This window comes from Verticiella alkaliphila (assembly GCF_018904615.1).
Lineage (GTDB): Bacteria > Pseudomonadota > Gammaproteobacteria > Burkholderiales > Burkholderiaceae_B > Verticiella > Verticiella alkaliphila.
Genome location: NZ_JADCNH010000006.1, coordinates 60,633 through 84,282 on the forward strand (window position 1 = coordinate 60,633; position 23,650 = coordinate 84,282).

At 66.9% G+C, this 23,650-nt stretch carries 17 protein-coding genes; 4 read left to right on the plus strand and 13 right to left on the minus strand.

What is annotated here, in order from left to right; genetic code table 11:
* Positions 1 to 36 precede the first annotated feature (36 nt).
* The 4 genes from IMZ29_RS06415 to IMZ29_RS06430 all read right to left on the minus strand — a co-directional run bounded on the left by IMZ29_RS06415 (position 37) and on the right by IMZ29_RS06430 (position 5,536).
* Positions 37 to 2,076 carry a M3 family metallopeptidase gene (locus tag IMZ29_RS06415; protein WP_216181807.1) on the minus strand — a complete coding sequence of 680 codons (2,040 nt, stop codon included), beginning with the start codon at positions 2,074 to 2,076 and terminating at the stop codon, positions 37 to 39.
* 145 nt (positions 2,077 to 2,221) lie between these two features.
* On the minus strand, positions 2,222 to 3,079 hold the full coding sequence (gene folD / locus IMZ29_RS06420; RefSeq protein ID WP_216181809.1) for a bifunctional methylenetetrahydrofolate dehydrogenase/methenyltetrahydrofolate cyclohydrolase FolD: 858 nt from the start codon (positions 3,077 to 3,079) through the stop codon (positions 2,222 to 2,224).
* A gap of 49 nt (positions 3,080 to 3,128) precedes the next feature.
* Entirely contained in the window at positions 3,129 to 3,749 is a 621-nt protein-coding gene (locus tag IMZ29_RS06425) for a response regulator transcription factor (RefSeq protein WP_216181811.1), read from the minus strand.
* Positions 3,746 to 5,536 (minus strand): PAS domain-containing sensor histidine kinase, encoded by a 1,791-nt coding sequence (locus IMZ29_RS06430; protein ID WP_216181813.1) that lies wholly within the window; start codon positions 5,534 to 5,536, stop codon positions 3,746 to 3,748. The genes IMZ29_RS06425 and IMZ29_RS06430 overlap by 4 nt, the downstream gene beginning before the upstream one ends.
* A 142-nt stretch (positions 5,537 to 5,678) precedes the next feature.
* On the opposite strand from IMZ29_RS06430, the gene aceE reads away from it, so the two are divergent.
* The 3 genes from aceE to lpdA are packed head-to-tail and all read left to right on the plus strand — an operon-like array spanning position 5,679 to position 11,577.
* Complete coding sequence (gene aceE, locus IMZ29_RS06435; protein WP_216181815.1) at positions 5,679 to 8,381, plus strand: pyruvate dehydrogenase (acetyl-transferring), homodimeric type; 2,703 nt, start codon at positions 5,679 to 5,681, stop codon at positions 8,379 to 8,381.
* Positions 8,382 to 8,396: 15 nt separating this feature from the next.
* Complete coding sequence (gene aceF, locus IMZ29_RS06440; RefSeq protein ID WP_253206910.1) at positions 8,397 to 9,755, plus strand: dihydrolipoyllysine-residue acetyltransferase; 1,359 nt, start codon at positions 8,397 to 8,399, stop codon at positions 9,753 to 9,755.
* A gap of 13 nt (positions 9,756 to 9,768) precedes the next feature.
* Positions 9,769 to 11,577: a dihydrolipoyl dehydrogenase gene (gene lpdA, locus IMZ29_RS06445; RefSeq protein WP_216181817.1), complete on the plus strand. Its 1,809-nt coding sequence runs from the start codon at positions 9,769 to 9,771 to the stop codon at positions 11,575 to 11,577.
* A 92-nt stretch (positions 11,578 to 11,669) separates the two neighbouring features.
* Here lpdA and IMZ29_RS06450 read toward each other — a convergent pair whose 3' ends face one another.
* From IMZ29_RS06450 to pgaA, 9 genes are all read right to left on the minus strand, one after another.
* Positions 11,670 to 12,374 carry a PDZ domain-containing protein gene (locus IMZ29_RS06450; RefSeq protein WP_216181819.1) on the minus strand — a complete coding sequence of 235 codons (705 nt, stop codon included), beginning with the start codon at positions 12,372 to 12,374 and terminating at the stop codon, positions 11,670 to 11,672.
* A 9-nt stretch (positions 12,375 to 12,383) separates the two neighbouring features.
* Positions 12,384 to 13,553: a zinc-dependent alcohol dehydrogenase gene (locus tag IMZ29_RS06455; RefSeq protein ID WP_216181823.1), complete on the minus strand. Its 1,170-nt coding sequence runs from the start codon at positions 13,551 to 13,553 to the stop codon at positions 12,384 to 12,386.
* A gap of 162 nt (positions 13,554 to 13,715) precedes the next feature.
* Entirely contained in the window at positions 13,716 to 15,176 is a 1,461-nt protein-coding gene (locus IMZ29_RS06460) for a cryptochrome/photolyase family protein (RefSeq protein ID WP_216181826.1), read from the minus strand.
* A complete protein-coding gene (purT, locus tag IMZ29_RS06465; RefSeq protein WP_216181828.1) occupies positions 15,176 to 16,411 on the minus strand; it encodes a formate-dependent phosphoribosylglycinamide formyltransferase in 1,236 nt (411 codons plus the stop codon). Before purT ends, IMZ29_RS06460 begins: the two co-directional genes overlap by 1 nt.
* 181 nt (positions 16,412 to 16,592) lie before the next feature.
* Positions 16,593 to 17,210, minus strand: coding sequence for a DUF4893 domain-containing protein (locus tag IMZ29_RS06470; RefSeq protein ID WP_216181831.1), 618 nt, complete (start codon positions 17,208 to 17,210; stop codon positions 16,593 to 16,595).
* A 141-nt stretch (positions 17,211 to 17,351) separates the two neighbouring features.
* Positions 17,352 to 17,873 carry a PgaD family protein gene (locus tag IMZ29_RS06475; RefSeq protein ID WP_216181833.1) on the minus strand — a complete coding sequence of 174 codons (522 nt, stop codon included), beginning with the start codon at positions 17,871 to 17,873 and terminating at the stop codon, positions 17,352 to 17,354.
* Positions 17,854 to 19,113 carry a poly-beta-1,6-N-acetyl-D-glucosamine synthase gene (gene pgaC, locus IMZ29_RS06480; protein ID WP_216181835.1) on the minus strand — a complete coding sequence of 420 codons (1,260 nt, stop codon included), beginning with the start codon at positions 19,111 to 19,113 and terminating at the stop codon, positions 17,854 to 17,856. Before pgaC ends, IMZ29_RS06475 begins: the two co-directional genes overlap by 20 nt.
* Positions 19,114 to 19,132: 19 nt before the next feature.
* The gene (gene pgaB / locus IMZ29_RS06485; protein ID WP_216181837.1) at positions 19,133 to 21,217 is read right to left on the minus strand and encodes a poly-beta-1,6-N-acetyl-D-glucosamine N-deacetylase PgaB; all 2,085 of its coding nucleotides are present in this window, start codon (positions 21,215 to 21,217) and stop codon (positions 19,133 to 19,135) included.
* Positions 21,218 to 21,221: 4 nt separating this feature from the next.
* On the minus strand, positions 21,222 to 23,147 hold the full coding sequence (gene pgaA / locus IMZ29_RS06490) for a poly-beta-1,6 N-acetyl-D-glucosamine export porin PgaA (protein WP_253206911.1): 1,926 nt from the start codon (positions 23,145 to 23,147) through the stop codon (positions 21,222 to 21,224).
* Between the two features lie 201 nt (positions 23,148 to 23,348).
* Here pgaA and IMZ29_RS06495 point away from each other — a divergent pair, with 201 nt between their 5' ends.
* Positions 23,349 to 23,606, plus strand: a complete 258-nt coding sequence (locus IMZ29_RS06495) for a hypothetical protein (RefSeq protein ID WP_216181841.1) — start codon at positions 23,349 to 23,351, stop codon at positions 23,604 to 23,606.
* Positions 23,607 to 23,650: the final 44 nt, after the last annotated feature.

Below are 23,650 nucleotides of genomic sequence, written 5' to 3' on the forward strand. Positions count from 1 at the left end.
CCTAGTGTAGCAGCGCGGGGCGCGCCGGACGCACCCTCAATCCGCCATGCCGGAGTGGCGCAGCAGCGCGTCGATCTGCGGCTCGCGCCCGCGAAAGGCACGGAAGGAATCGATCGCCGGGCGGCTGCCACCCACCGCGAGAATCTCGCGCCGGAAGCGTTCGCCCACCACCGGCGAGAGTCGCGTGGCATCGCCCGCTTCCTCTTCGAAGGCCGCGAAGGCGTCGGCCGAGAGCACCTCGGCCCACTTGTAGCTGTAGTAGCCCGCGCCGTAGCCACCCGCGAAGATGTGCGAGAAGCTGTGCGGGGAACGGTGCCACTCGGGCGGCGTGATGACGGCGACTTCACGGCGCACGTCCTCCAGCACTTGCAGGACGTCCGAGATGGCGGGTTGGCGCGTGCCCTGATGCAGCAGCATGTCGAAGAGGGCAAATTCGATCTGGCGCACCGCGCCAAGCCCGCTCTGGAAGTTGCGCGCGGCCAGCAGCTTGGCGTGCAGGGCGGCCGGCAGCGGCTCGCCCGTGCGCACGTGGCCCGAGAGCCGCGCGAGCACGTCGTACTCCCAGCAGAAGTTCTCCATGAACTGCGACGGCAGTTCGATGGCGTCCCACTCCACGCTCGAGAAGGGCGAGGCGCCCGGATCGTCCACTTCGGAGAGCAGCGCGTGCAGGGCATGGCCCATTTCGTGGAAGAGGGTGATCACGTCGTCGTGCGTGAGCAGCGAGGGCGTGTCGGCCGAGGGCGCCGCGAAATTGCAGGTGAGGAACACCACCGGCGCCTGCAGCCCCTGGGCGGTGCGATGGCGATTGCGGTCCAGATCCACCCACGCGCCGCCCTGCTTGCCGGTGCGGGCAAATAGGTCCAGGTACAGGTGCCCGGCAAGGCTGCCATCGGCATTCTCCACCCGCAGCGCCTGGACGTCACGGTGCCAGACGGACGCCTCGACCGCACGCATCTGCACGCCAAACAGATCCTGCAGCACCGCGAAGAGCCCCTGCACCACGCGTGGCTGCGGGAAATACTGCTTCACCTCGTCTTCGGAGTACGCGTAGCGCTGGGTGCGCAGCCGCTCGGACGCGAAGGCCACGTCCCACGGCTGCAGGTCGGTGATGCCGAGCGAATCGGCGGCGAACGCGCGCACTTCCTCCAGATCGCGTTGCGCGAAGCGGCGGGCGCGCGCGCCCAGGTCGCGCAGAAAGCCCAGCACCTGGTCGGCGGACTCGGCCATGCGGGTCTGCAACTGGCGCTCGGCGAAGTGCGAGAAGCCCAGCATGGCCGATTCTTCGGCGCGCAGATCCAGCAACTGCTCGATGAGGGTGGAGTTGTCGTACGCGGTGTCGCCGCTGTCGGACGCGCGCGTGCCGTAGGCGCGGTAGAAGCGGGCGCGCAGCTCGCGATTCTCCGCGTATTGCATCACGGGGATGTAGCAGGGCGCCTGCAGGGTGAGCTTGTAACCCGCGAGGCCGTCTTCCTCGGCCGTGGCGCGCGCCGTGGCGAGTACGTCCTCGGGCAGGCCTGCGAGCTCGGCCGCGTCCTCGGTCACGTAGGCGAACGCGTCCGTCGCGTCGAGGACGTTCTCGGAGAACTTCTGCGAGGCGGCGGCTTCTGCTTCGGAAATCTCGGCGAAGCGGGCACGTTGCTCGGGCGGCAGTTCCACACCGCTCAGGCGAAAGTCGCGCAGCGCGAGCTCGAGGATGCGCTGGCGCGTGGCCGGCAGCTCGGCCGCGACGGATTCGTGCAGTCGTCGGTACTGGCGGTACAGACCCTCATGCAGCCCGACCCAGGTGGAGAATTCCGTCACCTTGGGCAGGGCCGCGTTGTAGGCCGCCCGCAGTTCCGGCGTGTTGACGACAGCGTTCAGGTGGCCGACGGCCGACCAGGCGCGCCAGAGCGGCTCGGTGGCGGCGTCGAGCGGGTCGACCACGGCCTCCCAGGTCGCCGGCAGTGCCGGATCGGCGGCACGCTCGACGGCGTCGCGCGCCTGCACGAGCAGGGCATCGATGGCGGGCTCCACATGCTCGGGACGGATGTCCGCGAAGGCCTGGAGTTCACCGATGTGCAGCAGGGGGTTGGTCATGGCGGCGGGGGATCCGTATCAGAAGAATGGAGGACAGGTTGGGATGGCGCGCGCAAACACAAGTTCCGCGCCCCGCAGGCCGGCCCCGTCCCCACGCGCCACCGCCCGAAGCGAATGCCCCCGGCGGGTCAGGAAAGTGGCCGCGTCAGGCGGCCTGGCTGCGTTCGGCGGCTTCCAGGGTATTGATGAGCAGCATGGCGATGGTCATGGGGCCCACACCGCCCGGCACGGGGGTGATGGCGCCGGCGACGGCCTGCGCCGAGGCGTAGTCCACGTCACCGCAGAGCTTGCCGTCGGCGCCGCGGTTGATGCCCACGTCGATCACGACGGCACCGGGCTTGACCATGTCGCCGGTGATCATGCCCGGGCGGCCCGTGGCCACCACGAGCACGTCGGCGCGCCGCGTGTGCGCGGCGAGATCGCGCGTCTTGGAGTTGCACAGCGTCACGGTGGCGCCGGCCTGCAGCAGCAGCATGGCCATCGGCTTGCCGACGATGTTGCTCGCACCCACCACGACTGCCTCGGCCCCGCGCAGCGGCACCTCGACGGATTCGAGCATCTTCATGACGCCATACGGCGTGCACGGAATGAATTGCGGCTTGCCCGTCATCAGCTGGCCAGCGTTGGCGACGTGAAAGCCATCGACGTCCTTCTCGGGCGCAATGGCTTCGATCACCGTGTGCGAGGACAGGTGGCCGGGCAGGGGCAACTGCACGAGAATGCCGTGAATGGCCGGGTCGTGGTTGAGGGCGTCGATGCGAGCGAGCAGGTCGGCCTCGGAGAGATCCGGCGGCAGGGTCTCCATGACGGAGTGAAAGCCCGCTTCCTCGCACGCCTTGACTTTGTTGCGCACATAGACTTGCGAGGCCGGATCGGCGCCCACGAGCAGCACGGCGAGGCCAGGCTTCACGCCGTGGCGCTCGACGAGGCGCGCGGCCCGCTCGGCGGCCTGGGCACGAAGGGAGCGGGCGAGTTCGGTTCCGTTGATGATGCGCGCGGTCATGATGCGTGTAAGTCCTTGGCGATGCGAAAAAGGGGGGAAGGCTTGGGGCTCAGGCGTCGGCCTTGCTGAGCGCGACCTTCATGAGATCGGCCACCGTAGCCACCTGGAGCTTTTCCATGATGTTGGCGCGGTGCGCCTCGACGGTCTTGATGCTGATGCCGAGGTCATCGGCGATCTGCTTGTTCAGCCGGCCCGCGACGATGCGTTCGAGCACCTGCTGTTCGCGCGAGGTGAGGCGCGCGAGCATGGCCTCGCGGTCGCGCCGGTTGGCGGCCTCGGCGGCCTGGCGGTGGGCACGATCGAACATGTTCGCCACGATCTGGCGCAGGTCCGTGTCGTTGAACGGCTTCTCGAGGAAGTCGACCGCGCCCTTCTTGATGGTGGACACGGCCATGGGCACGTCGCCGTGGCCCGTAATGAAGACGGTCGGCAGCGGAATCTGGCGAGCGATCAGGTGCTCCTGCAGCTCCAGCCCGCTCATGCCCGGCATGCGCACGTCCACGATCAGCACACCGACGACGGCGGGATCGTACGCTGACAGGAACGCCTCGGCACTCTCGTAGGCCCGCACGCGATAGCCGTTTGCTTCGAGCAGCCAGCGCAGGGAGTCGCGTACCGCTTCGTCGTCATCGACGATGAAGACGGTATTCGAGGGGGAGGTGTTTCTCATGCGGGTTGCTCCTTTGTGAATGCCAATGCCGGTACGTTGCCGGTCTCGGTCTCGTTGTCGACGTCGCGGTCGGCCGCGGGCTGAGGTGCCACCCAGGGCAGCGAGAACGAGAAGACCGTGCCGCCTTCTGCGTTCGGGACCGCCCAGAGGCGGCCATGATGGGACTCGATGATGGTGCGACAGATGTTCAGCCCCATGCCCATGCCTTCGGCCTTGGTGCTGAAAAACGGTTCGAAGAGGCGCTGCGGATCCAGATCGCCCAAGCCGTGTCCGTGATCCACGACCGAGATCTCGAGCGTGTCGGGCCGCTGCACGACGCGCACGAAGACGACGCGTCGCTCGGCCTCGACCATGGCATCCATGCCGTTCTTGATGAGGTTGAGCAGCACTTGCTCGATGAGGATCGGATCGGCCAACACTTCGGGCAGATCCGGCGGCACCTGGCGGATGATCTCGATGCGGCGCTTCTCGGCGTCGATCTCGGCAAAGCCCACGGCATTGTCGATGATGCCGTTGATTTGCACGCGCTGGTGACGCGGCTCGCTGCGTTTGACGAACTCGCGGATGCGCCGGATGATGAGCCCGGCCCGCTCGGCCTGCGCGGCGGCCTTCTCCAGAGCGGGCAGCAGGTAGGTGGGCTCGGTCTTGCCTGCGCGCACGAGCGCCACGGCGCCCATGCTGTAGTTGGCGATGGCCGTGAGCGGCTGGTTGAGCTCGTGGGCGAGCGAGGAGGCCATCTCGCCCATGGTGATGAGCCGGCTCGTGATCTGGATCTTCTCCTGCTGCAGCAGCGAGGCTTCCTCCTGGGCGCGGCGCTCGGTGATGTCGCGCGCCACCTGCATGCGCACGCGTCGTCCGTCCGTCCAGGCGAGCATGCGGTGGTGCACCTCGAACCAGCGCTTGACCGCGGGCGAGAACACCTCGACGGCTTCCTCGGTGTAGCGGCCGCGCCGGCCGGCCAGGAGCTGCCCATGGCCGCTTGCCTGGGAACCGAAAATGCGACGATAGGTCTTGTTGGCGAAAAGGAGCTCCAGCCCCTGGGCGCCATCGGCCGTGACGGAGATCGCGTCGTCCAGGCCCTCGAGCACCGTCATGAAACGCTCGTGCGCGGCGGCCAGCGTCTCGCGGATGCGCTTGGATTCGGTGATGTCCGTGAGCGAGGTCATCCAGCCCGTCTGCACGCCGTGCCGGTCCACCAGGGGGGAGACGTACATCCGCGTGGTCAGGCGCGAGCCATCACGGCGTTGTGCCTGCATCTCCAGGCCGGACGTGGGCGCATTGCCGGCCAGCAGCATCGTCATCATGCGCTGGTGCGCGGCGTGCTGGCCTGGCACCCAATAGGGAAAGGGTGCGGTGCGACCGATGAGATCGGACTCGTTCCAGCCGATGATGCGGCAGAAGGCCGGGTTCACATAGGTGATGCGCCCATCCATGTCGAGCACGCGCATGCCGGTGAGCATGGAGTTCTCCATGGCGCGTCGAAAGGCCGTCTCGGCGATGAGGGCGGCTTCGGCGCGCTGGCGGAACCGGGTATGACGCCACAGAGTCAACAAGGCCCAGACGATCACGAGTGACAGCGAGACCACCACCCACAGCAGCGTGCGGTGCGAAGCGCCGGTCAGGGCCAAGTATGGGCTCTCCAGCCGGTCCATCCAGACGATGACGGCCGCGAGCACCCCAAGCACCGCCACCAGGGCGATGAGGGGCGTGACCCAATACAGGTTGCGCCGCGTGCGGCCGGCTTCGAGAGAGGCGGCGGACTGGCCGGGGGTGGGAGGACGAGCCATAGCGTGCGTAGTGTAATTCGGGGTCACTGTTTTGCGATTTCATATTATGAAATGATGCGCCGCAATATGAAATTTTGATTGCCGGGGGCCTGTCCGAGCCCCTAGAATTCGCGCATTCACCGATTTCCACGGAGACGATCCTATGTCCGCGCTGCCCGCCACGCCCCCCGACGACGACGCCCAAGAGACCCAGGAATGGCTCGAGGCGCTCGAAGCCGTGCTCGATCGGGAGGGTCCCGGCCGCGCGCACTACCTGATGGAGCGTCTGATCGAGCTGGGCCGCCGTTCCGGCGCCAATATGCCGTTCAAGGCCACCACGGCCTACGTCAACACCATCGCCCCGCACCAGGAAGCGCCGTCGCCGGGTCGTCATGACCTGGAAGAGCGCATCCGTTCCTATGTGCGCTGGAACGCCATGGCCATGGTGGTCAAGGCCAACCGCCACGCGCCGGCCGATGGCGGCGATCTGGGCGGCCACATCGCCTCGTTCGCCTCGCTCGCCACGATGATCGGCACCGGCCAGAACCATTTCTGGCATGCCGAATCCGAGAACCACGGCGGCGACCTGGTCTACTTCCAGGGCCACTCCTCGCCCGGCATCTACGGCCGCGCCTACCTGGAAGGCCGCCTCACGGAAGACCAGCTGAACAACTTCCGCCAGGAAGTCGAGGGCAAGGGCCTGTCGTCCTACCCCCACCCGAAGCTCATGCCGGATTTCTGGCAGTTCCCGACGGTGTCCATGGGCCTGGGCCCGCTGATGGCCATCTACCAGGCGCGTTTCCTGAAGTACCTGCATGCCCGTGGCATTGCCGACACCAGCAACCGCAAGGTCTGGGTGTTCTGCGGCGACGGCGAAATGGACGAGCCCGAGTCGCTCGGTGCGATCAGCCTCGCGGCCCGCGAAAAGCTGGACAACCTGGTCTTCGTCATCAACTGCAATCTGCAGCGTCTGGACGGCCCGGTGCGCGGCAACGGCAAGATCATCCAGGAACTCGAAGGCGACTTCCGCGGTTCCGGCTGGAACGTCATCAAGCTCATCTGGGGTGGCTACTGGGATCCGCTGCTCGCGCGCGACAAGGAAGGCATCCTGCGCCGCATCATGGAAGAGACGGTCGACGGCGAATACCAGGCCTACAAGGCCAATGACGGCGCCTTCGTGCGCGAGAAGTTCTTCGGCAAGCACCCCAAGCTCCTGGAGATGGTCAGCCGCATGACCGACGAGGACGTCTGGCGCCTGAACCGTGGCGGCCACGATCCGCACAAGGTCTACGCCGCGTTCCATGCTGCCGTGAACCACGAAGGCCAGCCGACGGTCATCCTCGCCAAGACCATCAAGGGTTATGGCATGGGCCGCGTGGGCGAAGCCAAGAACCCGACCCACCAGCAGAAGAAGCTCGATACGCAATCGATCCGCGAATTCCGCGACCGCTTCAACATCCCGGTGCCGGACGACAAGCTCGAAGAGCTGCCGTACTACATGCCCCCGGCGGATTCCGAGGAAATGCAGTACATGCACGAGCGTCGCAAGGCCCTGGGCGGTTACCTGCCCAAGCGCCGCGAGCGCGCCGACGAGACGCTGCCGGTGCCGGCGCTCTCCGCGTTCCAGGCCGTGCTCGATCCCACCGCCGAAGGCCGTGAAGTGTCCACCACGCAAGCCTTCGTGCGCGTGCTGACCACGCTGCTGCGCGACAAGGAACTCGGCCCGCGTGTGGTGCCCATCGTCGCGGACGAATCGCGCACGTTCGGCATGGAAGGGCTCTTCCGCCAGATCGGCATCTACGCCCCGGAAGGCCAGAAGTACATCCCGGTCGACAAGGACCAGGTCATGTACTACAAGGAAGCCAAGAACGGTCAGATCCTGCAGGAAGGCATCAACGAAGCGGGCGCCTTCAGCTCGTGGATCGCCGCGGCCACGTCGTACTCGACGAACAACCGCATCATGGTGCCGTTCTACATCTACTACTCGATGTTCGGCTTCCAGCGCATCGGCGATCTGGCCTGGGCCGCTGGCGACATGCAGGCGCGCGGCTTCCTCCTGGGCGGCACGTCCGGGCGCACGACGTTGAACGGCGAAGGCCTGCAGCACGAGGATGGCCACAGCCACCTCATCTCCAGCACCATCCCGAACTGCGTCTCGTATGACCCGACCTTCTCGCACGAAGTCGCCGTCATCGTGCAGCATGGCCTGAAGCGCATGGTGCAGGACCAGGAGAACGTCTACTACTACCTGACGCTGCTCAACGAGAACTACCCGCACCCGGGCCTGAAGCCGGGCGACGAGGACGGCATCATCCGCGGGATGTACCTGCTGCAGTCGGCCCGCACCGACAAGCAGGACGCACCGCGCGTGCAGCTGATGGGCTGCGGCTCGATCCTGCGCGAAGTGATGGCCGCTCAGGACCTGCTGCGCGACGACTGGGGCGTGGCCTCGGACGTCTGGAGCGTGACGAGCTTCACGGAGCTGCGCCGCGACGGCATGGATGCCGAGCGCCACAACCTCCTGCATCCGGAAGACAAGGCCCCGCGCGTGCCCTACGTGGCGCGTGCCTTGGCCGATCACCCCGGCCCGGTGGTTGCCTCGACCGACTACATGAAGATGTTCGCCGAGCAGATTCGCGCCTACCTGCCGACGGATCGTGCCTTCCGCGTGCTGGGTACGGACGGCTACGGCCGTTCGGACTTCCGCGCCAAGCTGCGTGAGCACTTCGAAGTGGATCGCCGCTTCGTCGTGATCTCCGCGCTGCGCGCCTTGGCCGATGAAGGCAAGGTGCCGGCCGAGTCGGTGGCCAAGGCGATCCAGAAGTACGGCATCAATGCCGGCAAGACCAATCCGCACACTGCCTGATCGGGGACGCAGACGATGAGCCAAACGGTAGAGATCAAGGTTCCGGACATCGGCGACTTCGACGAGGTCGAGGTCATCGAGGTGCTGGTGGCGGTGGGTGACACCATCGAAGGCGAGCAAAGCCTCATCACGGTGGAGTCCGACAAGGCCTCCATGGAAATCCCCGCGTCGCAAGGCGGCGTGGTGAAGTCCCTGAGCGTGAAGGTGGGCGACAAGGTCAAGCAGGGCAGCGTGCTGTTGCAGCTCGAGCCTGCAGGCGAGGGCGAGGCCAAGCCCGCCGAAGACGACAAACCTGCGGCCGCGCCCGCGAAGGCTGAAGCGCCGGCAGCCCAGCCGGCCAAGGCCGAGGCCGCGCCTGTGAAGGCCGAGCCGGCCCAGGACAAGCCGGCGACGGCACCCGCCGGGCAGGCCGCGCGCAGTGCGCCCGTGCAGGCTGCTGCCACGGACAGCGCGGTGCCGGTGCCGCATGCCTCGCCCTCGGTGCGCAAGTTCGCCCGCGAGCTGGGCGTGGATCTGCACAAGGTGCGGGGCACGGGCCCCAAGCAGCGCATCACGCAGGACGACGTGCGCGGCTTCGTCAAGCAGGCGCTGGCAGGCAATGCCCCGGCAGCCGCGGCCTCGGGCAGCGCAGATGGCGCCGCACTCGGCCTCTTGCCCTGGCCGAAGGTGGATTTCAGCAAGTTCGGCCCGATCGAGACGAAGGCGCTCTCGCGCATTCAGAAGATCTCGGGCGCGAACCTGCATCGCAATTGGGTCATGATCCCGCACGTCACGAACAACGACGAAGCGGACATCACGAGCCTGGAAGCGCTGCGCGTGCAGCTCAATCGCGAGAACGAGAAATCCGGCATCAAGGTGACGATGCTGGCCTTCCTCATCAAGGCCGTCGTGGCCACGTTGAAAAAGTTCCCACAATTCAATGCGTCGCTCGATAGCGACAACCTCGTCTTCAAGCAATACTTCCACATCGGTTTTGCTGCCGACACGCCCAATGGGCTCGTCGTGCCGGTGATCCGCGATGCGGACAAGAAGGGCATTCTTGAGATCGCCGAGGAGACCTCCGCGCTCGCCAAGAAGGCACGCGACGGCAAGCTCTCGCCTGCGGAGATGCAGGGCGGCTGCTTCTCGATCTCGTCCCTGGGCGGCATCGGCGGCACCCACTTCACGCCCATCATCAATGCGCCGGAAGTGGCCATTCTCGGCGTGTCGCGCAGCTACCAGAAGCCGGTGTGGGACGGCAAGGCCTTCGTGCCCCAGCTCACCGTGCCGCTGTCGCTCTCGTACGATCACCGCGTCATCGACGGTGCCGCAGCGGCGCGCTTCAACGCCCACCTGGCCGGCCTTCTGGCCGACTTTCGCCGCGTGATGCTGTAAGGACGGGACATCCATGGCCAATACCGTAGAGATCAAGGTTCCCGATATCGGTGATTTCGACGAAGTCGAAGTCATCGAAGTCCTGGTGGCCGTCGGCGACACCATCGAGGCCGAGCAAAGCCTCGTCACGGTGGAATCCGACAAGGCTTCCATGGAGATTCCCGCGTCGCAGGGCGGCCTAGTCAAGGCGCTCAGCGTGAAGGTGGGCGACAAGGTCAAGCAGGGCAGCGTGCTGCTGCAGCTCGAGCCCGCCGCCGAAGGCGCCGCGAGCGAAGGCGACAGCCAGGCTGCCGCCAAGCCGACCGAAGACAAGGCGGCGGCCGCGCCCAAGGCGCCGGCCGAGCCTGCCAAGCCAGCGCCCGCCACCTCGAGCGCAGCTCCGGCCCCGGCGGCCGCGGCGTACGAGGGCAAGGCCGACATCGAGTGCGACGTGCTCGTGCTGGGCGCGGGCCCCGGCGGCTACTCGGCCGCATTCCGCGCGGCCGACCTCGGCCTGAACGTGGTGCTGGTGGAACGCTATGCCACCCTGGGTGGCGTGTGCCTGAACGTGGGCTGCATCCCGTCCAAGGCGCTGCTGCACACGGCTGCCGTGATCGATGAAGCGCGTGCCCAGGCCGCGCACGGCGTGAGCTTCGGCGAGCCCACCATCGATCTGGACAAGCTGCGCAGCTTCAAGGACGGCGTGATCGGCAAGCTCACGGGCGGCCTCGCGGCCATGGCCAAGATGCGCAAGGTCACCGTGCTGCAGGGCGAGGGCAAGTTCGTCGGCCCCAACCACTTGGCGGTCACGGGCAAGGACGGCAAGATCGTCGCGTTTCGCAACGCCATCATCGCCGCCGGCAGCCAGTCGGTGAAGCTGCCGTTCCTGCCGGAAGACGATCGCATCGTCGATTCCACGGGCGCGCTGCAACTGCGCAGCCTGCCCAAGAAGATGCTCATCATCGGCGGCGGCATCATCGGGCTCGAAATGGGCACGGTGTATTCCACACTGGGCGCGCGTCTGGACGTGGTCGAGATGCTCGATGGCCTGATGCCGGGCGCCGATCGTGACCTGGTCAAGGTCTGGCAGAAGCTGAACGCCCCGCGCTTCGACAACATCCTGCTCAAGACCAAGACGGTGGGTGCCGAGGCCCGCGAGGATGGCATCTACGTGACCTTCGAAGGCGAGGGCGCCCCGAAGGAACCGCAGCGTTACGACCTGGTGCTGCAGGCCGTGGGCCGTGCGCCCAACGGCAAGCGTATCGATGCCGACAAAGCAGGCGTGACGGTGACCGAGCGCGGCTTCATCGAGGTCGACTCGCAGATGCGCACGAATGTGCCGCACATCTTCGCCATCGGCGACATCGTGGGCCAGCCCATGTTGGCGCACAAGGCCGTGCACGAAGCCCATGTGGCCGCGGAAGCCGCCGCCGGCGAGAAGAGCCACTTCGATGCGCGCGTGATCCCGTCCGTGGCCTATACGGATCCGGAGATCGCGTGGGTGGGCCTGACGGAAGACGACGCCAAGAAGCAGGGCGTGAAGGTGAAGAAGGGCGTGATGCCGTGGAACGCCTCGGGCCGTGCCATCGCCAACGGCCGTGACGAAGGCTTCACGAAGCTGCTCTTCGATGAGGCCACCGGCCGCATCGTGGGTGGCGGCATCGTCGGCACGCATGCCGGCGATCTCATCGGCGAAGTGGCCCTGGCCATCGAGATGGGCGCGGACAGCGTGGACATCGGCAAGACCATCCACCCGCACCCGACGCTGGGTGAATCGATCGGCCTGGCGGCGGAGGCCGCGGACGGCCACTGCACGGATCTGCCACCCGTCAAGAAGAAATGATCGCGTTGGCAGCATGAGAAGAGGGACGGCCGAGGCCGTCCCTCTTCTCATGCGCAGACTGACCGCGCCGCCGCGCGGCCGCCCCGATGGCGTCAGGCCTTCGACGTCGCCGCAGATGCCACGCCGTCGCCCGGCTTGGCAGGCGGCGGCGAGCCGCCTTCCGGGCGATCAGCCGGCGACTTGGGTGGCGTATTCCCTGGCCGAGGCGGCGCGTCACCGAGACGGGCGGCGTCAGCGAGCGTCGGCGATTTGTCGTCCTCCCAAGGCCGCAAGGCGGGCGGTGTGCGCGTGTCCGCTGGCACAGGCGCATCGCTGGCTGCGCCCCGCGCGGCATCGACGCCGCCAGGAAATCCACTGCGATCGCTGTAGTCTTCCCACGGGGCCACGCCACGGGCAGGCTGCTTGTAATGGTGAGCCGTGAAGGCATCGACACTCATGATGGCGCCGACAGCGGCGACCGCGCTCACGGCCTTGGCAACCGGCGCCACGCTGTGCTTGTCGGCGAGCTTGGCCACGATGCCGGCGTCGAGCAGGTCGCCGGCCACGCGGCCCCACAGCCAGGGCGCCGCATTGCGCGCACGCAAGAGGCCAATGCCCGTGGCGATCTCGCGAATGCCGCACAGCCGCACGACATGGGAGCTGCCGGGGCGAAGGCCCGCCACCCGCGCGACGGCGTGTGGCGCCACCAGCTCCACCACGCCCAGTGCAATGCTGAACCACGCCGCGCCGTGTGCCACGCTCTCTCCGGAGCGCTGCACACGCCGCCCGGCTTTTCGCACGATGGTTTGTCGTTCCATGGATTCTCCTCAGGGCTTGAGCACGACCTTCACGCAGCCATCTTCCTTGGCGCGGAATGTCCGGTACATGTCAGGGCCCTCTTGCAGGGGCTTGGTGTGGGTGATGACAAAGGAGGGATCAATCTGCTTGTCGAGGATGCGCTTGACGAGGTCGTCCGTCCATCGCTTGACGTGCGTCTGTCCCATGCGCCATGTGAGCCCCTTGTTCATGGAGGCGCCCATGGGCAGCTTGTCGATCAGTCCGCCGTAGACGCCAGGGATCGACAGGACACCGCCGGCCCGGCACACATAGATCATTTCGCGCAGCACGTGCGGACGATCACTCTCGAGCCACATGGCTTGCTTGGCACGGTCGACCAGCGAGTCGAGCGAACGTGCCGCATGCGACTCCATGCCGACTGCGTCGATGCACTTCTCCGGCCCCTTGCCCGCGGTCAGGTCCCAAAGCCGCTCGAGCACGCTCTCCTCATCGAAGTTGATCGTGATGGCACCGCCGGCGCGCGCCATGGAAAGCCGGTCAGGCAGATGATCGATCATGATGACTTGCCTGGCACCCAACAGCACGGCGCTGCGCAACGCCATCTGGCCAACGGGGCCCGCGCCCCAGATGGCGACCGTATCCGTGGGTTCGATGTCGCACTGCACGGCTGCCTGCCACCCCGTGGGCAGGATGTCGCCGAGGAACAGGGCCTGTTCGTCGGGGATGTCCTTGGGCACCTTGACATGCGTGTGATCCGCAAAGGGCACGCGCACATACTCGGCCTGCCCGCCTGCATACCCGCCGGTGAGGTGCGAGTACCCGAAGAGACCTGCCGTGGTGTGACCGAACACCTTGGCGGCCATGTCCCGATTGCGGTTGCTGCGTTCGCACGCCGCGAAGAAGCCGCGACGGCACTGGTCGCACTCCCCGCAGGTGATGGTGAAGGGGATGACGACCCGATCGCCGACCTTCAGGTCGCCGGTCTCCTTGCCTGTCTCGACGACTTCACCCATGAACTCGTGACCCATCACGTCGCCGCACTTCATGCTGGGCATGAAGCCGCCGAAGAGATGCAGGTCGGAGCCGCAGATCGCGCAGCTCGACACTTTCAGGATGGCATCTCGGGGATGCTCGAGGATGGGGTCCGGGACGGTGTCCCACCGAATATCCTGCTTGCCGTGCCAACACAAGGCTTTCATGCTGTTCCTCCGAAGCCTGCCGCGGCAACGTGCGCGGCGCGTGCGAAGGATCAAGGCAAAGGGCGTGCCCTGTGGCAACAGCGGGTCAGGGGCAAGCGCGGGTGGCACATCCTGCTGGGCCACCCGCGAATCCTGCTCATCGGCGATGAGGCCGGCGCTCGGCTACTCGGCGCTCTGGCGGGCGAGCTCGAAGAGGCGCACGGCACGGCGCGCCCGCTCGGCGTGCTCCACGACGGGCTCGGGATAGTCCTTGCCCAGGACCACACCGTGCCGGGCCAGCACCTTGGCATGCTTGGCCGGCTCATGGAGGTAGTCCGCCGGCACGGCACGCAGGGCCGGCAGATAGGCGTGGATGAAGCGCGCTTCCGGGTCGAAGCGTTCGCTCTGGCGCGCCGGGTTGAAGACCCGGAAGTAGGGTTGCGGGTCGCACCCCGTGGATGCCGCCCACTGCCAGTTGCCGTTGTTGCAGGCAAGCTCGTAGTCGAGCAGGTGCAAGGCGAAGAACGCCTCGCCACGGCGCCAGTCGATGAGCAGATCCTTGGTGAGGAAGGAGGCCGCCACCATGCGAAGCCGGTTGTGCATGAAGCCCGTCTCGACGAGCTGGCGCATGGCGGCGTCCACGATGGGGTAGCCCGTCCGTCCCTCGCACCAGGCGGCGAAGAGGGCGTCGTCGTTCTCCCACGCGAGATGCTCGTAGACCGTCTTGAACGGTCCTTCGGCCACATGCGGATGGTGATGCAGGATCTGGAAGAAGAAGTCGCGCCACGCGAGCTCGCTGATCCAGGTCGTGCAGGCCTCGGCATGGCGAGGATGGTCGTGCGCGTGCGCCTGCGCCTCGGCCACGAGTCGGCGGATCGACAGGGTGCCGAAGCGGTTGTGCAGCGACAGGCGAGACGTGCCCTCCGTGCCAGGGATGTCACGGTCGGTGGGGTATTCGCCGATGGCGTGTTGCAGGAACTGCTGCAGCGCAGCCTCTGCCCCGGTGGTCCCGGCGACGACGCCCAGGGCGTCCAGATCGGTCGTCTCGAAACCGAGATCCGCCAGGCTCGGCAGTTGACCGCCACGCGACGGCGCGAGCCGCTTGTGCAAGGCTGCCAGCGGCTCTGCCCTCAAGGTGTCCAGATCGGCGAGTGGCTCTGCCTTCAGGCGGGCGAACCACGCCTTGCGGTACGGCGTGAATACCGTGTAGGGCTTGCGCTGCTGGGTCAGCACCTCGTCGCGGGCGAACACCACGGCGTCCTTGCTGCGTTCGAAGCGCACGTCCATGGCGTTCAACGCGGACTCGACGGCAGCGTCGCGGGCCACGGCGGCAGGCTCGTAGTCGTCGTTGCAATAGACGACATCGGCCTTGAGGGCCCTGGCGAGCGCCGGCAGCTCGCGAACGGGGTCGCCGTGCACCACGCGCAAACCCCCGCCGCATGTCTGCAACGTCTCGTGCAGTGCCTGCAGACTCCGGTGGATGAAATCCACGCGGCGATCCTGGCGGGGCAGCCCCGCCAGGATGGTGGTGTCGAAGACGAAGACCGGCTGCACGGACGCGGCTTCGGCCAGCGCGCGTAGCAAGCCGGTGTTGTCCGCCAGGCGCAGATCGCGCCGGAACCAGAAAATCGCCGTGCCCGCCATCAGGCGAGGCCTGTGCTCGGGCGCACTCGGACCGTCACGGCCTCGGCCGCGCGCTTGGCCTTGGCGCGCGCGCTGTCGACGTCACCATCGACGGCGAGCGCCACGCCCATGCGGCGCTTGACGAAGCTGCGCGGCTTGCCGAAGAGGCGAACTTCCGTGCCAGGCTCGGACAAAGCAGTGGCCACGCCGTCGAACGCAACCGCCTCGGCGTCGACGCTCCCGTAGATGACGGCACTCGCACCCGGCTCCCGCATGCGCGTATCGACCGGCAGGCCCAGCAGGGCGCGGGCATGCAGGGCGAATTCGCTCTGCGCCTGCGTGACCAGGGTGACCATGCCAGTGTCGTGCGGTCGCGGGCTGACTTCCGAGAACCAGACCTGATCGCCCGCCACGAAGAGTTCGACCCCGAAGACGCCCAGGCCGCCCAGGTTGCCCGTGACCTTGGCTGCGATCTCCCGCGCACGCACGAGCGCCGCCGTGGACATGCGCTGCGGTTGCCAGCTCTCCACGTAATCGCCGTCCACCTGGCGATGGCCGATCGGATCGCAGAAATGGGTGCGCACGCTGCCGTCCGCGCCCAGGGCTCGCACCGTGAGCAGCGTGATCTCGTAGTCGAACTGGATGAAGCCTTCGACAATCACACGGCCAGCACCAGCACGCCCGCCCGCCTGGGCGTAGGCCCACGCCGGCGCGATATCGGCCTCGCTGCGCAAGAGCGACTGGCCCTTGCCCGAGGAGGACATGACGGGCTTGACCAGGCAGGGAAAGCCGATGCCGCCCGTGACGGCAGCGCGCAGGGCGTCTTCCGTGTCGGCGAACTGATAGGGCGAGGTGGGCAGGCCGAGGGTTTCGGCGGCAAGCCGGCGGATGCCCTCACGATTCATCGTGAGCTGGGCTGCGCGGGCGGTGGGCGTGACCCGGATCTGGCCGGCGGCTTCCATGGCGACGAGCAGATCCGTGGCGATCGCCTCGATCTCGGGTACGACGATGTGCGGCGCTTCGGCCTCGATCACGGCGCGCAGGGCCGCCGGGTCCGTCATGTCCACGACGTGGGCGCGGTGGGCCACCTGCTGAGCGGGTGCATCGGCGTAGCGGTCGACAGCGATGACTTCGACGCCCAGACGCTGCAGGGCGATGACGACCTCCTTGCCGAGTTCGCCGGCGCCCAGCAGCATGACGCGCAATGCGCCGGGCAGAAGAGGAGTGCCCAGGCCGGGCAGGGAGGGAGCGCTCATGGCGGGTCCGAAAGGTGAGGCAGGCAGAAGCCGATATGGTAGCGCGGCAGGGCTCGTGTCAGGGAGACTCAAGGGCTACCTTCGCCCCGTCATGGATCCCGACTCCGCGCGGAGCGCAACAGGCATGCCGCAAGGCACGGTCGGCGATCTGCGCCAGGCCCCAGCGGCGTCGATCCCGGGCTCAGCGGCGCAGTTCGAGGATCTCGAATTCCGCGTTCGTCGGCCGCGGGAATTCCAGGCGCATGCGATCGCGCGAGATCGGCATCAGATAACCGGCCTGATTGCGCTCGCGCTTCGCGCCATAGCGAGGGATGGTCTTCTCGTTACCCAGCGCCTGCGCGCCGGCGTAGCCCAGACGTGTCTCGCCCACGTCATAGAACGTGCCGCCCGTGCGTTGCGAGCCCGTCAGCTTCTCCAGGCGCAAGCCCGCGCCATCATCGGTGATGCGGCAGCGAAAGTCCCCGTAGATCACGATCGGCAGCCCCGGGTCGCGCCACATCTGGATCGAGCGGCAGCGCCAGTCGCCTGCCATATCGGCGGGCGCGAGATCGGTGGCAGAGCCCGAGAGCACGTGATTGAGCTCTTCCCGGTCCAGTCGGCTCGCATGCTGGCCCACGTAGGCCAGGATGTCCCGGCGGATCGGGTCGAACATCGACAGGCGGTCACGATCCGCGCTGGTCAGCATGTCGGGAAAGGGGCCGTCAGCCTGAGCCGGACTCGCCGCCACGACCGCAAGGGCGGCCAGCGTCGCGGCCAGGGGACCCCGCCAGGGGGGATTCGGCACGTTGCCTCGCGTCACGTCACATCTCCGAGTGGACGCCCCGAGCATCCGCCAGCGGCTACGCCAACGTGTGGCAGGCCGCCGGTCCCTGCCGGGGCCAACAAGCCCGCATCGTCTCACGCCCCGCCGTGACAGGCTGTGTGCAATCGTGTCGCGCGTTCAGCCCGTGCGCCGCATGAGGTAGGACGGCACGGTCGGAAGGCCATCGTGCACGATCTCCAGCACCGGATCAGGCTCGGCATCGGTCGCCTGCCAGGGCTCGACGGCCACGATGCGGCCAAGATCGTCGTGCACGACGAGGACGCGCTGCGTCTGCTCAGGCACCGGCCAGTCTGCGACGTTCAATGGGGCGTCGCCTTCGTACAGCGCCTGGGTCTCGGCCATGTCGCGCAACCGGATCCAGCTGTGAAAGCCGCCGATGATCATCCAGCTCACGAGCAGAGCCGCCATGCTCGCCACGACGCCCACGTACACGATGAGTTCGGCGATCTCGGCTGCCGTGCCGCCCACGGTCACCAGCGAATGGTGCACGTAGAGCCCGAACAGCACCCACATCAGGATCACCATGGCGGGCCGCGCCACGCGGTACCAAACGGCGTAGAGCATGCCGTCCGTGCGCCCATAGCGACGCATGAAGTCGCTGAAGGGGGCCGCGCTTGCATCAATGATCAGGCTTCTCATACTTGACTCCTCGGTCAGGGCTCACCCAGCGTGCGCGTCCGGCGGTGCGCTTGAAGACGACCTGGGGCAGGGCAATCACTGTCGTGATCATGCCAATGACCCAGAACGCCACCGGATACCACACCGTGTCCGTGAAGTAACGGAAGATGCGGTAGTCATACTTGTGATCGATGATCACCCCGGCCAGCAACTGAGCCAGGCAGGTCAGAAAGAGCAGCGTGCCGTGCCATCGCGGGATGATGTCGTAGCGCCAGCCGTCCGGCAGCGGGATCGCGAGGCCGACGAGCGCGAGCACGATCAGCAGCATCAGGCTGTGCGCCCAGATCACGCTCAGCCAGAACTCGGCGAAGATCGGCCACATGAGCGCATGGCGCGGATGCAGCAGCTTGGGGGCGTACTTGACCGCGGTCTGGATGCCGCCCTTCGCCCAGCGCAGCCGCTGTTTGAAGAGGCCCTTGAAGGTCTCGGGCATGAGGATCCACGTGAGTGCGCGCGGCTCGTAGCGAATCAGCCAGCCGCCGATCTGCAGCTTCCAGCTGACGTCGATGTCCTCGGTGAGCATCTCCGGGCTCCAGTACCCCACGTCGCGCAGGGCGCGCTGGCGGAACATGGCCATCACGCCCGACACCGTCATGAGGCGGCCGTAGAGTTGCTGCGTGCGCTTGATGAGGCCGATGATCGATGAGAACTCGCCCACCTGCATGCGGCCCAGCATGGTCGATCGATTGCGGATGCGCGGGTTGCCCGTCACCGCGCCGATGCGCCGGTCGTTCAGGAAGTGCGACAGCATGTAGGTGATGCTGTCCGGGTCCGGCAGGGAATCGCCGTCGATGCACAGGAGGTACTCCGCGTCGGTCAGCTGGGCGGCGGTGTTCAGGCCGATTGCCTTGCCCTCGTTGCGGTGCTGGTGCACCACGAGCATGTCCGGATACTCGTCCGCCAGGGCGTTGAGCAGCGCACCCGTGTCGTCCCGGCTGCCGTCGTTGACGGCGATGACGTGGTAGTTCGCATAGCGCAGCGTGTGCAGGTGCGCGATCACCTCGCGCACGTTCTCGCCCTCGTTGTAACAAGGCACTACCACGGCCACGCGGGGTTGGCTGGGGAGTTGGGTGTCGTGCAGCTCGCGTCCCTTCTCGAAGAGAAAGTAGTGCAGCAGCCCGCCGATGATCCACAGGTACGACATGAAGAAGGGGTAGTAGAAGACGAAACTCGTCACCCCGAAATGGACATTGGGCTCCATGATCTCGACTTTTTCCGCGTCAGGGCTGTTGTTGAGCCTGGAGCACACGCTCGCGGCTTTCCTGCTGTTCGGGGGTCATGCGCCGCACCTGCAACGTGGACATGAGCGACATCGCCTCACGCAGCACCTCGATGTTCGGGTGATCCGCGACGAAGTCATCCGGGTAGTAGCCGTAGTGCACCGCGCCTGCGCTGCGCAACAGATTCATCTCGGCGAGCAATTCGTGACTGTCGACGGGTTGTCCGTTGCGCCAATCCACGCTCTGCAGCTCGAAGATCGTCCGGCCCAGTCCGCCCATCGCCTTTACGCGATCAGCCAGGGCCCGCAGCCAGCGCTGCGGATGTGCGGCGTCCTCCATGCGCGGCATGGCCATGAGGGCGACATAGTCGTAATTGGCGAGGAAGTCCGGCAGGTTCTGCGAGAAGTCCTTCTCGGCAGCCGGGTCCATCACGGGCCGGGCGTAGAGGTTGCGCGCACGCCGCATCACTTCGCCACGCTGGTAGGCCTCCACGGTGCGCGTGATCTCCTGAGTGAAGTCAATCAGAAAGCGTGTCTTGCCCCGGACCCACCGGTCGTGCGCCGCGGGATCTGCCTTGATGGCGGCGACGTCGGCGGGCAACCCCCAGCTCGCATAGGTCGCAAGCGCGGCCGGACTCACGTCCTCCGTGTCGTCCAGCACGGCATCGTCATGAAACAGCAGGCCTTCGAACCAGGACGACTTGGCCAGGTCTTCATAGATATCATCGACCACCTGGCGCACGCCCGGATCGAACGGGGACAGACGTGTGGGGCTACCCAGGCCGCGTTCGCCAGCAGAACGCGTGGACTGCACGACACGCCCCTGCATGGGATGGCCTTGCGGCAGCGTGAAAGTGAGCACAGGCATCCACGCGTAGACGCTGACGTTGGCCCGGGTGCGCAGCTGCCAGGACACGCGGTTAAAGAGATCCGCGCGCATCGGCATGTGCCGGTTCGGGAAATACAGCGAGGTGATGTTGCCCGAGCCGTCCGGATCGGCAAAGGCCTGCAGGTACACGGCGCTGGGCTGCAGATCCTTGATGCGGTCGATGAGTCGCGAGAGATTGCGCTCCTGCTGCTCCGGATCTGGATCGTAGACATAGTCCAGATCGACCTGCACGATGCGTTGCACGGGCGCGGGCTTCTCGTTCTTCCAGGTAGGTTGGTTGATCAGCGCCGCGAGCTTGCCAACCGATGTCTGGTAATCGACCAGCGAACGACGAACCTGCGAGAGCGGCACGTCCGGGGTGTTCGGCCCCGTGCGCAGAGTGAGCATGGTGGTCAAACCCAGGGATTCGGCGACAGCGTCCGAATCGCGATTCTGCGCGCCATACGGCCAGGCGATCGCATGCGGGGTCTTGCCGGTGTGCTGCGTGATGAGCCGGATGCTCTCGGCCAGGTCCCCGCGCAGCCGGGCGCGGAATTCGTCGTCCGTCTCATAGCGGTTCTCCTTGGGCAGGTAGAGCCGGGTGGCCGCCGCGGGGCGCTCGTTGCCTTGCGGATTGGCCAGGATGCCGTGGTGCAGATCGTGCGAGTGCGAGATGAACTCCACCAGCGGCGATTGCGACATCTCGCGGACCTGATCCCAATTGAGGAACGTGTCGCGCGGCACGGTGAGCTTAGGCCCGAGCTTGACGGCCTGCGCGGGCGGCAGCTCCACCCAGCTCGTCACCAGCGCGAACACCGCCGGGTACTGAAAGCGCTGGAGCAGGGGAAAGACCTTGGTGTAGTGACTGGCCAGCCCGTCGTCGAACGTGAGCAGGATCGCCCGCGGGGGCAGCCGCGGGCCGCCGCTGCGCGCGGCCTCGACCTGCGCCAGGCTCACGGGATGGTAGTCGTGCGTACGAAGCCACTCGAACATGTCGACCAGGGCGCGGGTGTCGATCGCGTAGGCGTCCGGATGGTCGCGAAAGGACGCGCGCAACCCGTCCCGCACATCGTGCAGACAGAGCACCCGGAAGGTGAGGCCGTCGTCCGGGTCAGGCGGCGGTGTCGTGTCCAGGGCCGCGAGCGAGGCGGCCTGTGCACCCAGGACAACGCTCGTCCAGAGCAGAAGGACGGACAGGAAGCGCGGGAGGCGTGGCATGGCGTCAGAAAGGTACGTTGAGGCTGAAGTAGGCGGAGGCCCGGTTCTCGGGTTGACCGTCGTAGCTGCGCCGGCCATAGCCGATGCCATAGGTGATGGTGGTGTGGCGTGGCAGATCCCACACCTGCTCCAGGCGGATCTCCCACAGCGGCTCGGTGCTGAAGCCAGCCTGGCGGTAGCCGCCCACGGTGCCGTACACGCGTTGACGGAAGGCCTTCTGGCCATCGCGCCAGGGCCGCCACTCGTACATCGCGGTCAACTGCGCGGTGGCGTCGTGGCTCGGGCTGAAGTAGGGCACGTCCGTCAGACTGTTGCGCGAGGTCGTGACCGAGGCCCAGCCCGAGACCGCATGGCGCGGCGATTCATAGAGCGTCTCGAACCAGGTGAGCCCGGCGGACTGGCGCACGTTGCCGTCGCTGTAGTCATCCCGCTTGTAGGTGGCATCCAGGTAGCGGCGCGCATTGGGCTGATAGCGCACGCCCACCGTGCCCGTCCAGCCATGCACGCCGTTCCAGTACGCGCGCCAGGGCAGGTCGTTGCTGTCCGTGTCGAACCCCGCCGTCAGCCGCCAGGTGTCGGCCGGATAGAAGTGGATGTCACCACTCACGCCCGTACGTGCGCCCATGCCGGTGGAGCGGTGGATCTCCGCCGAGGCCTCGACGCGGTCGCGCCGGTAGTCCACGCCCACGCCATTGCGGATGCGCGAGCGATTCTGGTCCTCGATGTTGGCCTGTCCGGTGAACTGGTGCGCGAACACGCGAAAGTCGTTGGCGATCGGTGCGGAGTAGAGCTTGGTGTCGAGCGACCACTCCTTGCCGGCGACGATGCTGCCATCGCTCGGCCCACGCGAAGCGGCGCCTTCCATGACGAGCAGCGGCGATTCGTACACGTCCACGTCGCGGCGCAGATTGCGCACCGCACTGGATTCGGGCAGCCGCTCGGAAAGCGCTGTGCTGATCTCCTTGGCCGTGCGAATGTCTCGCAACGTGAGGGATGAGCGGGCAAGCCCGATGAGCGCTTCGGTGTCGTTCGGCTGTTCCTGGGTCGCGATGCGGAAGGCTTCCCGGGCCTGCTCGGGATGGCCATCGCTCATGCGGGCATCGGCAGCGGCATTGCGCAGACCCGTGCTGAACGGCGCGTCATGGCGCAGGGCGTCCACCGCGATGATGCCCTGGGAGGTGCGGCCGGTGTACAGAAGGTATTGTGCCTTCATTCGGTTGGCACGCTCGAAGTCTGCGTTCGGCGTTTCCGGGTTCGGCGCGAGCTCGACGAGGGCGGGCGAGGCGCGCTCGATACGCTCCAGGTTCTCGCCAGCCTCCTCGGGTCGGCCCCGGTCCAGGTAGGCGTAGAAGAGCTTCTCGCGCACACCGACTTCGTCCACGTCGCCCGGGCCCGAGATGCGCAGCGCCGTCTCATAGGCGGCAATGGCGGAATCCAGCCGCTCCTGGAATTCGTAGGCATCGCCCGCGGCGACAAGCACGTAGGGCGGGTAGGCATCCATCTGCTTGCCAAGCGATTCGAAGAGCTGCGTGGCCGAACTGGCGCGACCCCGCAGCGCCAGGCCGAAGATCATGTCGTAGGTGACCTGCATGCGCAGCGGTGCGAAGTCTCCCGTGGCCGGCAGACTGTCCAGGAGCTGCCATCCTTCGCCCAGCGCTGCATCCAGATCCCGCGTCCGGGTGCGGGCAATGCTTTCACGCATTTCGTCCTGCGCCCAGCGCAAGCGCTGGGCGAGGGCCGCGTGCCGCAGGCGAGCGAACTCGAGCTCGCTGAACGCGCTGCGCTGGCGTGAGGCGATGTCCAGCGCCAGCCCCGCGGCACCCGCGGCGCGGGCAGCATCGACCTCGTTGCGCACGGCATCGCGGGACGAAGGCTGCGCGTGCGCAGCGTGGCCCAGGCAAAGTCCGGCCGCCAGCAGCGTTGGCAGCATTGCACGGGACAAAGGGGAAGCGTGTCGGTTCATCGCACCAGCCTGTAGAGGGAGTCCATCGAGAGATCGCGACCCGTGGGAGGCATCTTAGGAAAACCCCTTGGGTGGCTACAACGCTGCAGATGGACTACGCCAGAAGGCGGTAGCGGGTTATAGTTCTCACCTGCGGCGCGAAATCATGCTCGGCGCGCGGGGAACGACATGCAAGCGGTGCAACGCAAACGATGGTGGTTGGCTGGCGTCGGCTGGACGCTGGCAGCAGCCTTTCTGGCGCTGGTGGCCGGAGGCGTAGTGCCTTTTATTGCGCACACCAGCGAAGCGCCGTTGCTGGAAGCGATGTCGACGCATGCAGGTTACCTCTACGCCGTGGCCGGCTTGATGACCCTCATGGGCTGGATCGACAGTATCCTGTTGTACCGGCGCGGCGGCGAGCCTCTGCTGGGGCGCTCGCGGGCCTAATCCAGCGCATTGCCCCCGCCTACGCCATCTTGCCGATGCCGGGT

What these genes read in the sequence shown, in the direction of transcription:
- IMZ29_RS06415 (WP_216181807.1), bottom strand. Translation starts at nt 2,076, where the DNA reads ATGACCAACCCCCTGCTGCACATCGGTGAACTCCAGGCCTTCGCGGAC.
- lpdA (WP_216181817.1), top strand. Translation starts at nt 9,769, where the DNA reads ATGGCCAATACCGTAGAGATCAAGGTTCCCGATATCGGTGATTTCGAC.
- IMZ29_RS06425 (WP_216181811.1), bottom strand. Translation starts at nt 3,749, where the DNA reads ATGAGAAACACCTCCCCCTCGAATACCGTCTTCATCGTCGATGACGAC.
- aceF (WP_253206910.1), top strand. Translation starts at nt 8,397, where the DNA reads ATGAGCCAAACGGTAGAGATCAAGGTTCCGGACATCGGCGACTTCGAC.
- aceE (WP_216181815.1), top strand. Translation starts at nt 5,679, where the DNA reads ATGTCCGCGCTGCCCGCCACGCCCCCCGACGACGACGCCCAAGAGACC.
- folD (WP_216181809.1), bottom strand. Translation starts at nt 3,079, where the DNA reads ATGACCGCGCGCATCATCAACGGAACCGAACTCGCCCGCTCCCTTCGT.
- purT (WP_216181828.1), bottom strand. Translation starts at nt 16,411, where the DNA reads ATGAGCGCTCCCTCCCTGCCCGGCCTGGGCACTCCTCTTCTGCCCGGC.
- IMZ29_RS06430 (WP_216181813.1), bottom strand. Translation starts at nt 5,536, where the DNA reads ATGGCTCGTCCTCCCACCCCCGGCCAGTCCGCCGCCTCTCTCGAAGCC.
- pgaC (WP_216181835.1), bottom strand. Translation starts at nt 19,113, where the DNA reads ATGGAGCCCAATGTCCATTTCGGGGTGACGAGTTTCGTCTTCTACTAC.
- IMZ29_RS06455 (WP_216181823.1), bottom strand. Translation starts at nt 13,553, where the DNA reads ATGAAAGCCTTGTGTTGGCACGGCAAGCAGGATATTCGGTGGGACACC.
- IMZ29_RS06460 (WP_216181826.1), bottom strand. Translation starts at nt 15,176, where the DNA reads ATGGCGGGCACGGCGATTTTCTGGTTCCGGCGCGATCTGCGCCTGGCG.
- IMZ29_RS06450 (WP_216181819.1), bottom strand. Translation starts at nt 12,374, where the DNA reads ATGGAACGACAAACCATCGTGCGAAAAGCCGGGCGGCGTGTGCAGCGC.
- IMZ29_RS06475 (WP_216181833.1), bottom strand. Translation starts at nt 17,873, where the DNA reads ATGAGAAGCCTGATCATTGATGCAAGCGCGGCCCCCTTCAGCGACTTC.
- pgaB (WP_216181837.1), bottom strand. Translation starts at nt 21,217, where the DNA reads ATGCCACGCCTCCCGCGCTTCCTGTCCGTCCTTCTGCTCTGGACGAGC.
- IMZ29_RS06495 (WP_216181841.1), top strand. Translation starts at nt 23,349, where the DNA reads ATGCAAGCGGTGCAACGCAAACGATGGTGGTTGGCTGGCGTCGGCTGG.
- pgaA (WP_253206911.1), bottom strand. Translation starts at nt 23,147, where the DNA reads ATGCTGCCAACGCTGCTGGCGGCCGGACTTTGCCTGGGCCACGCTGCG.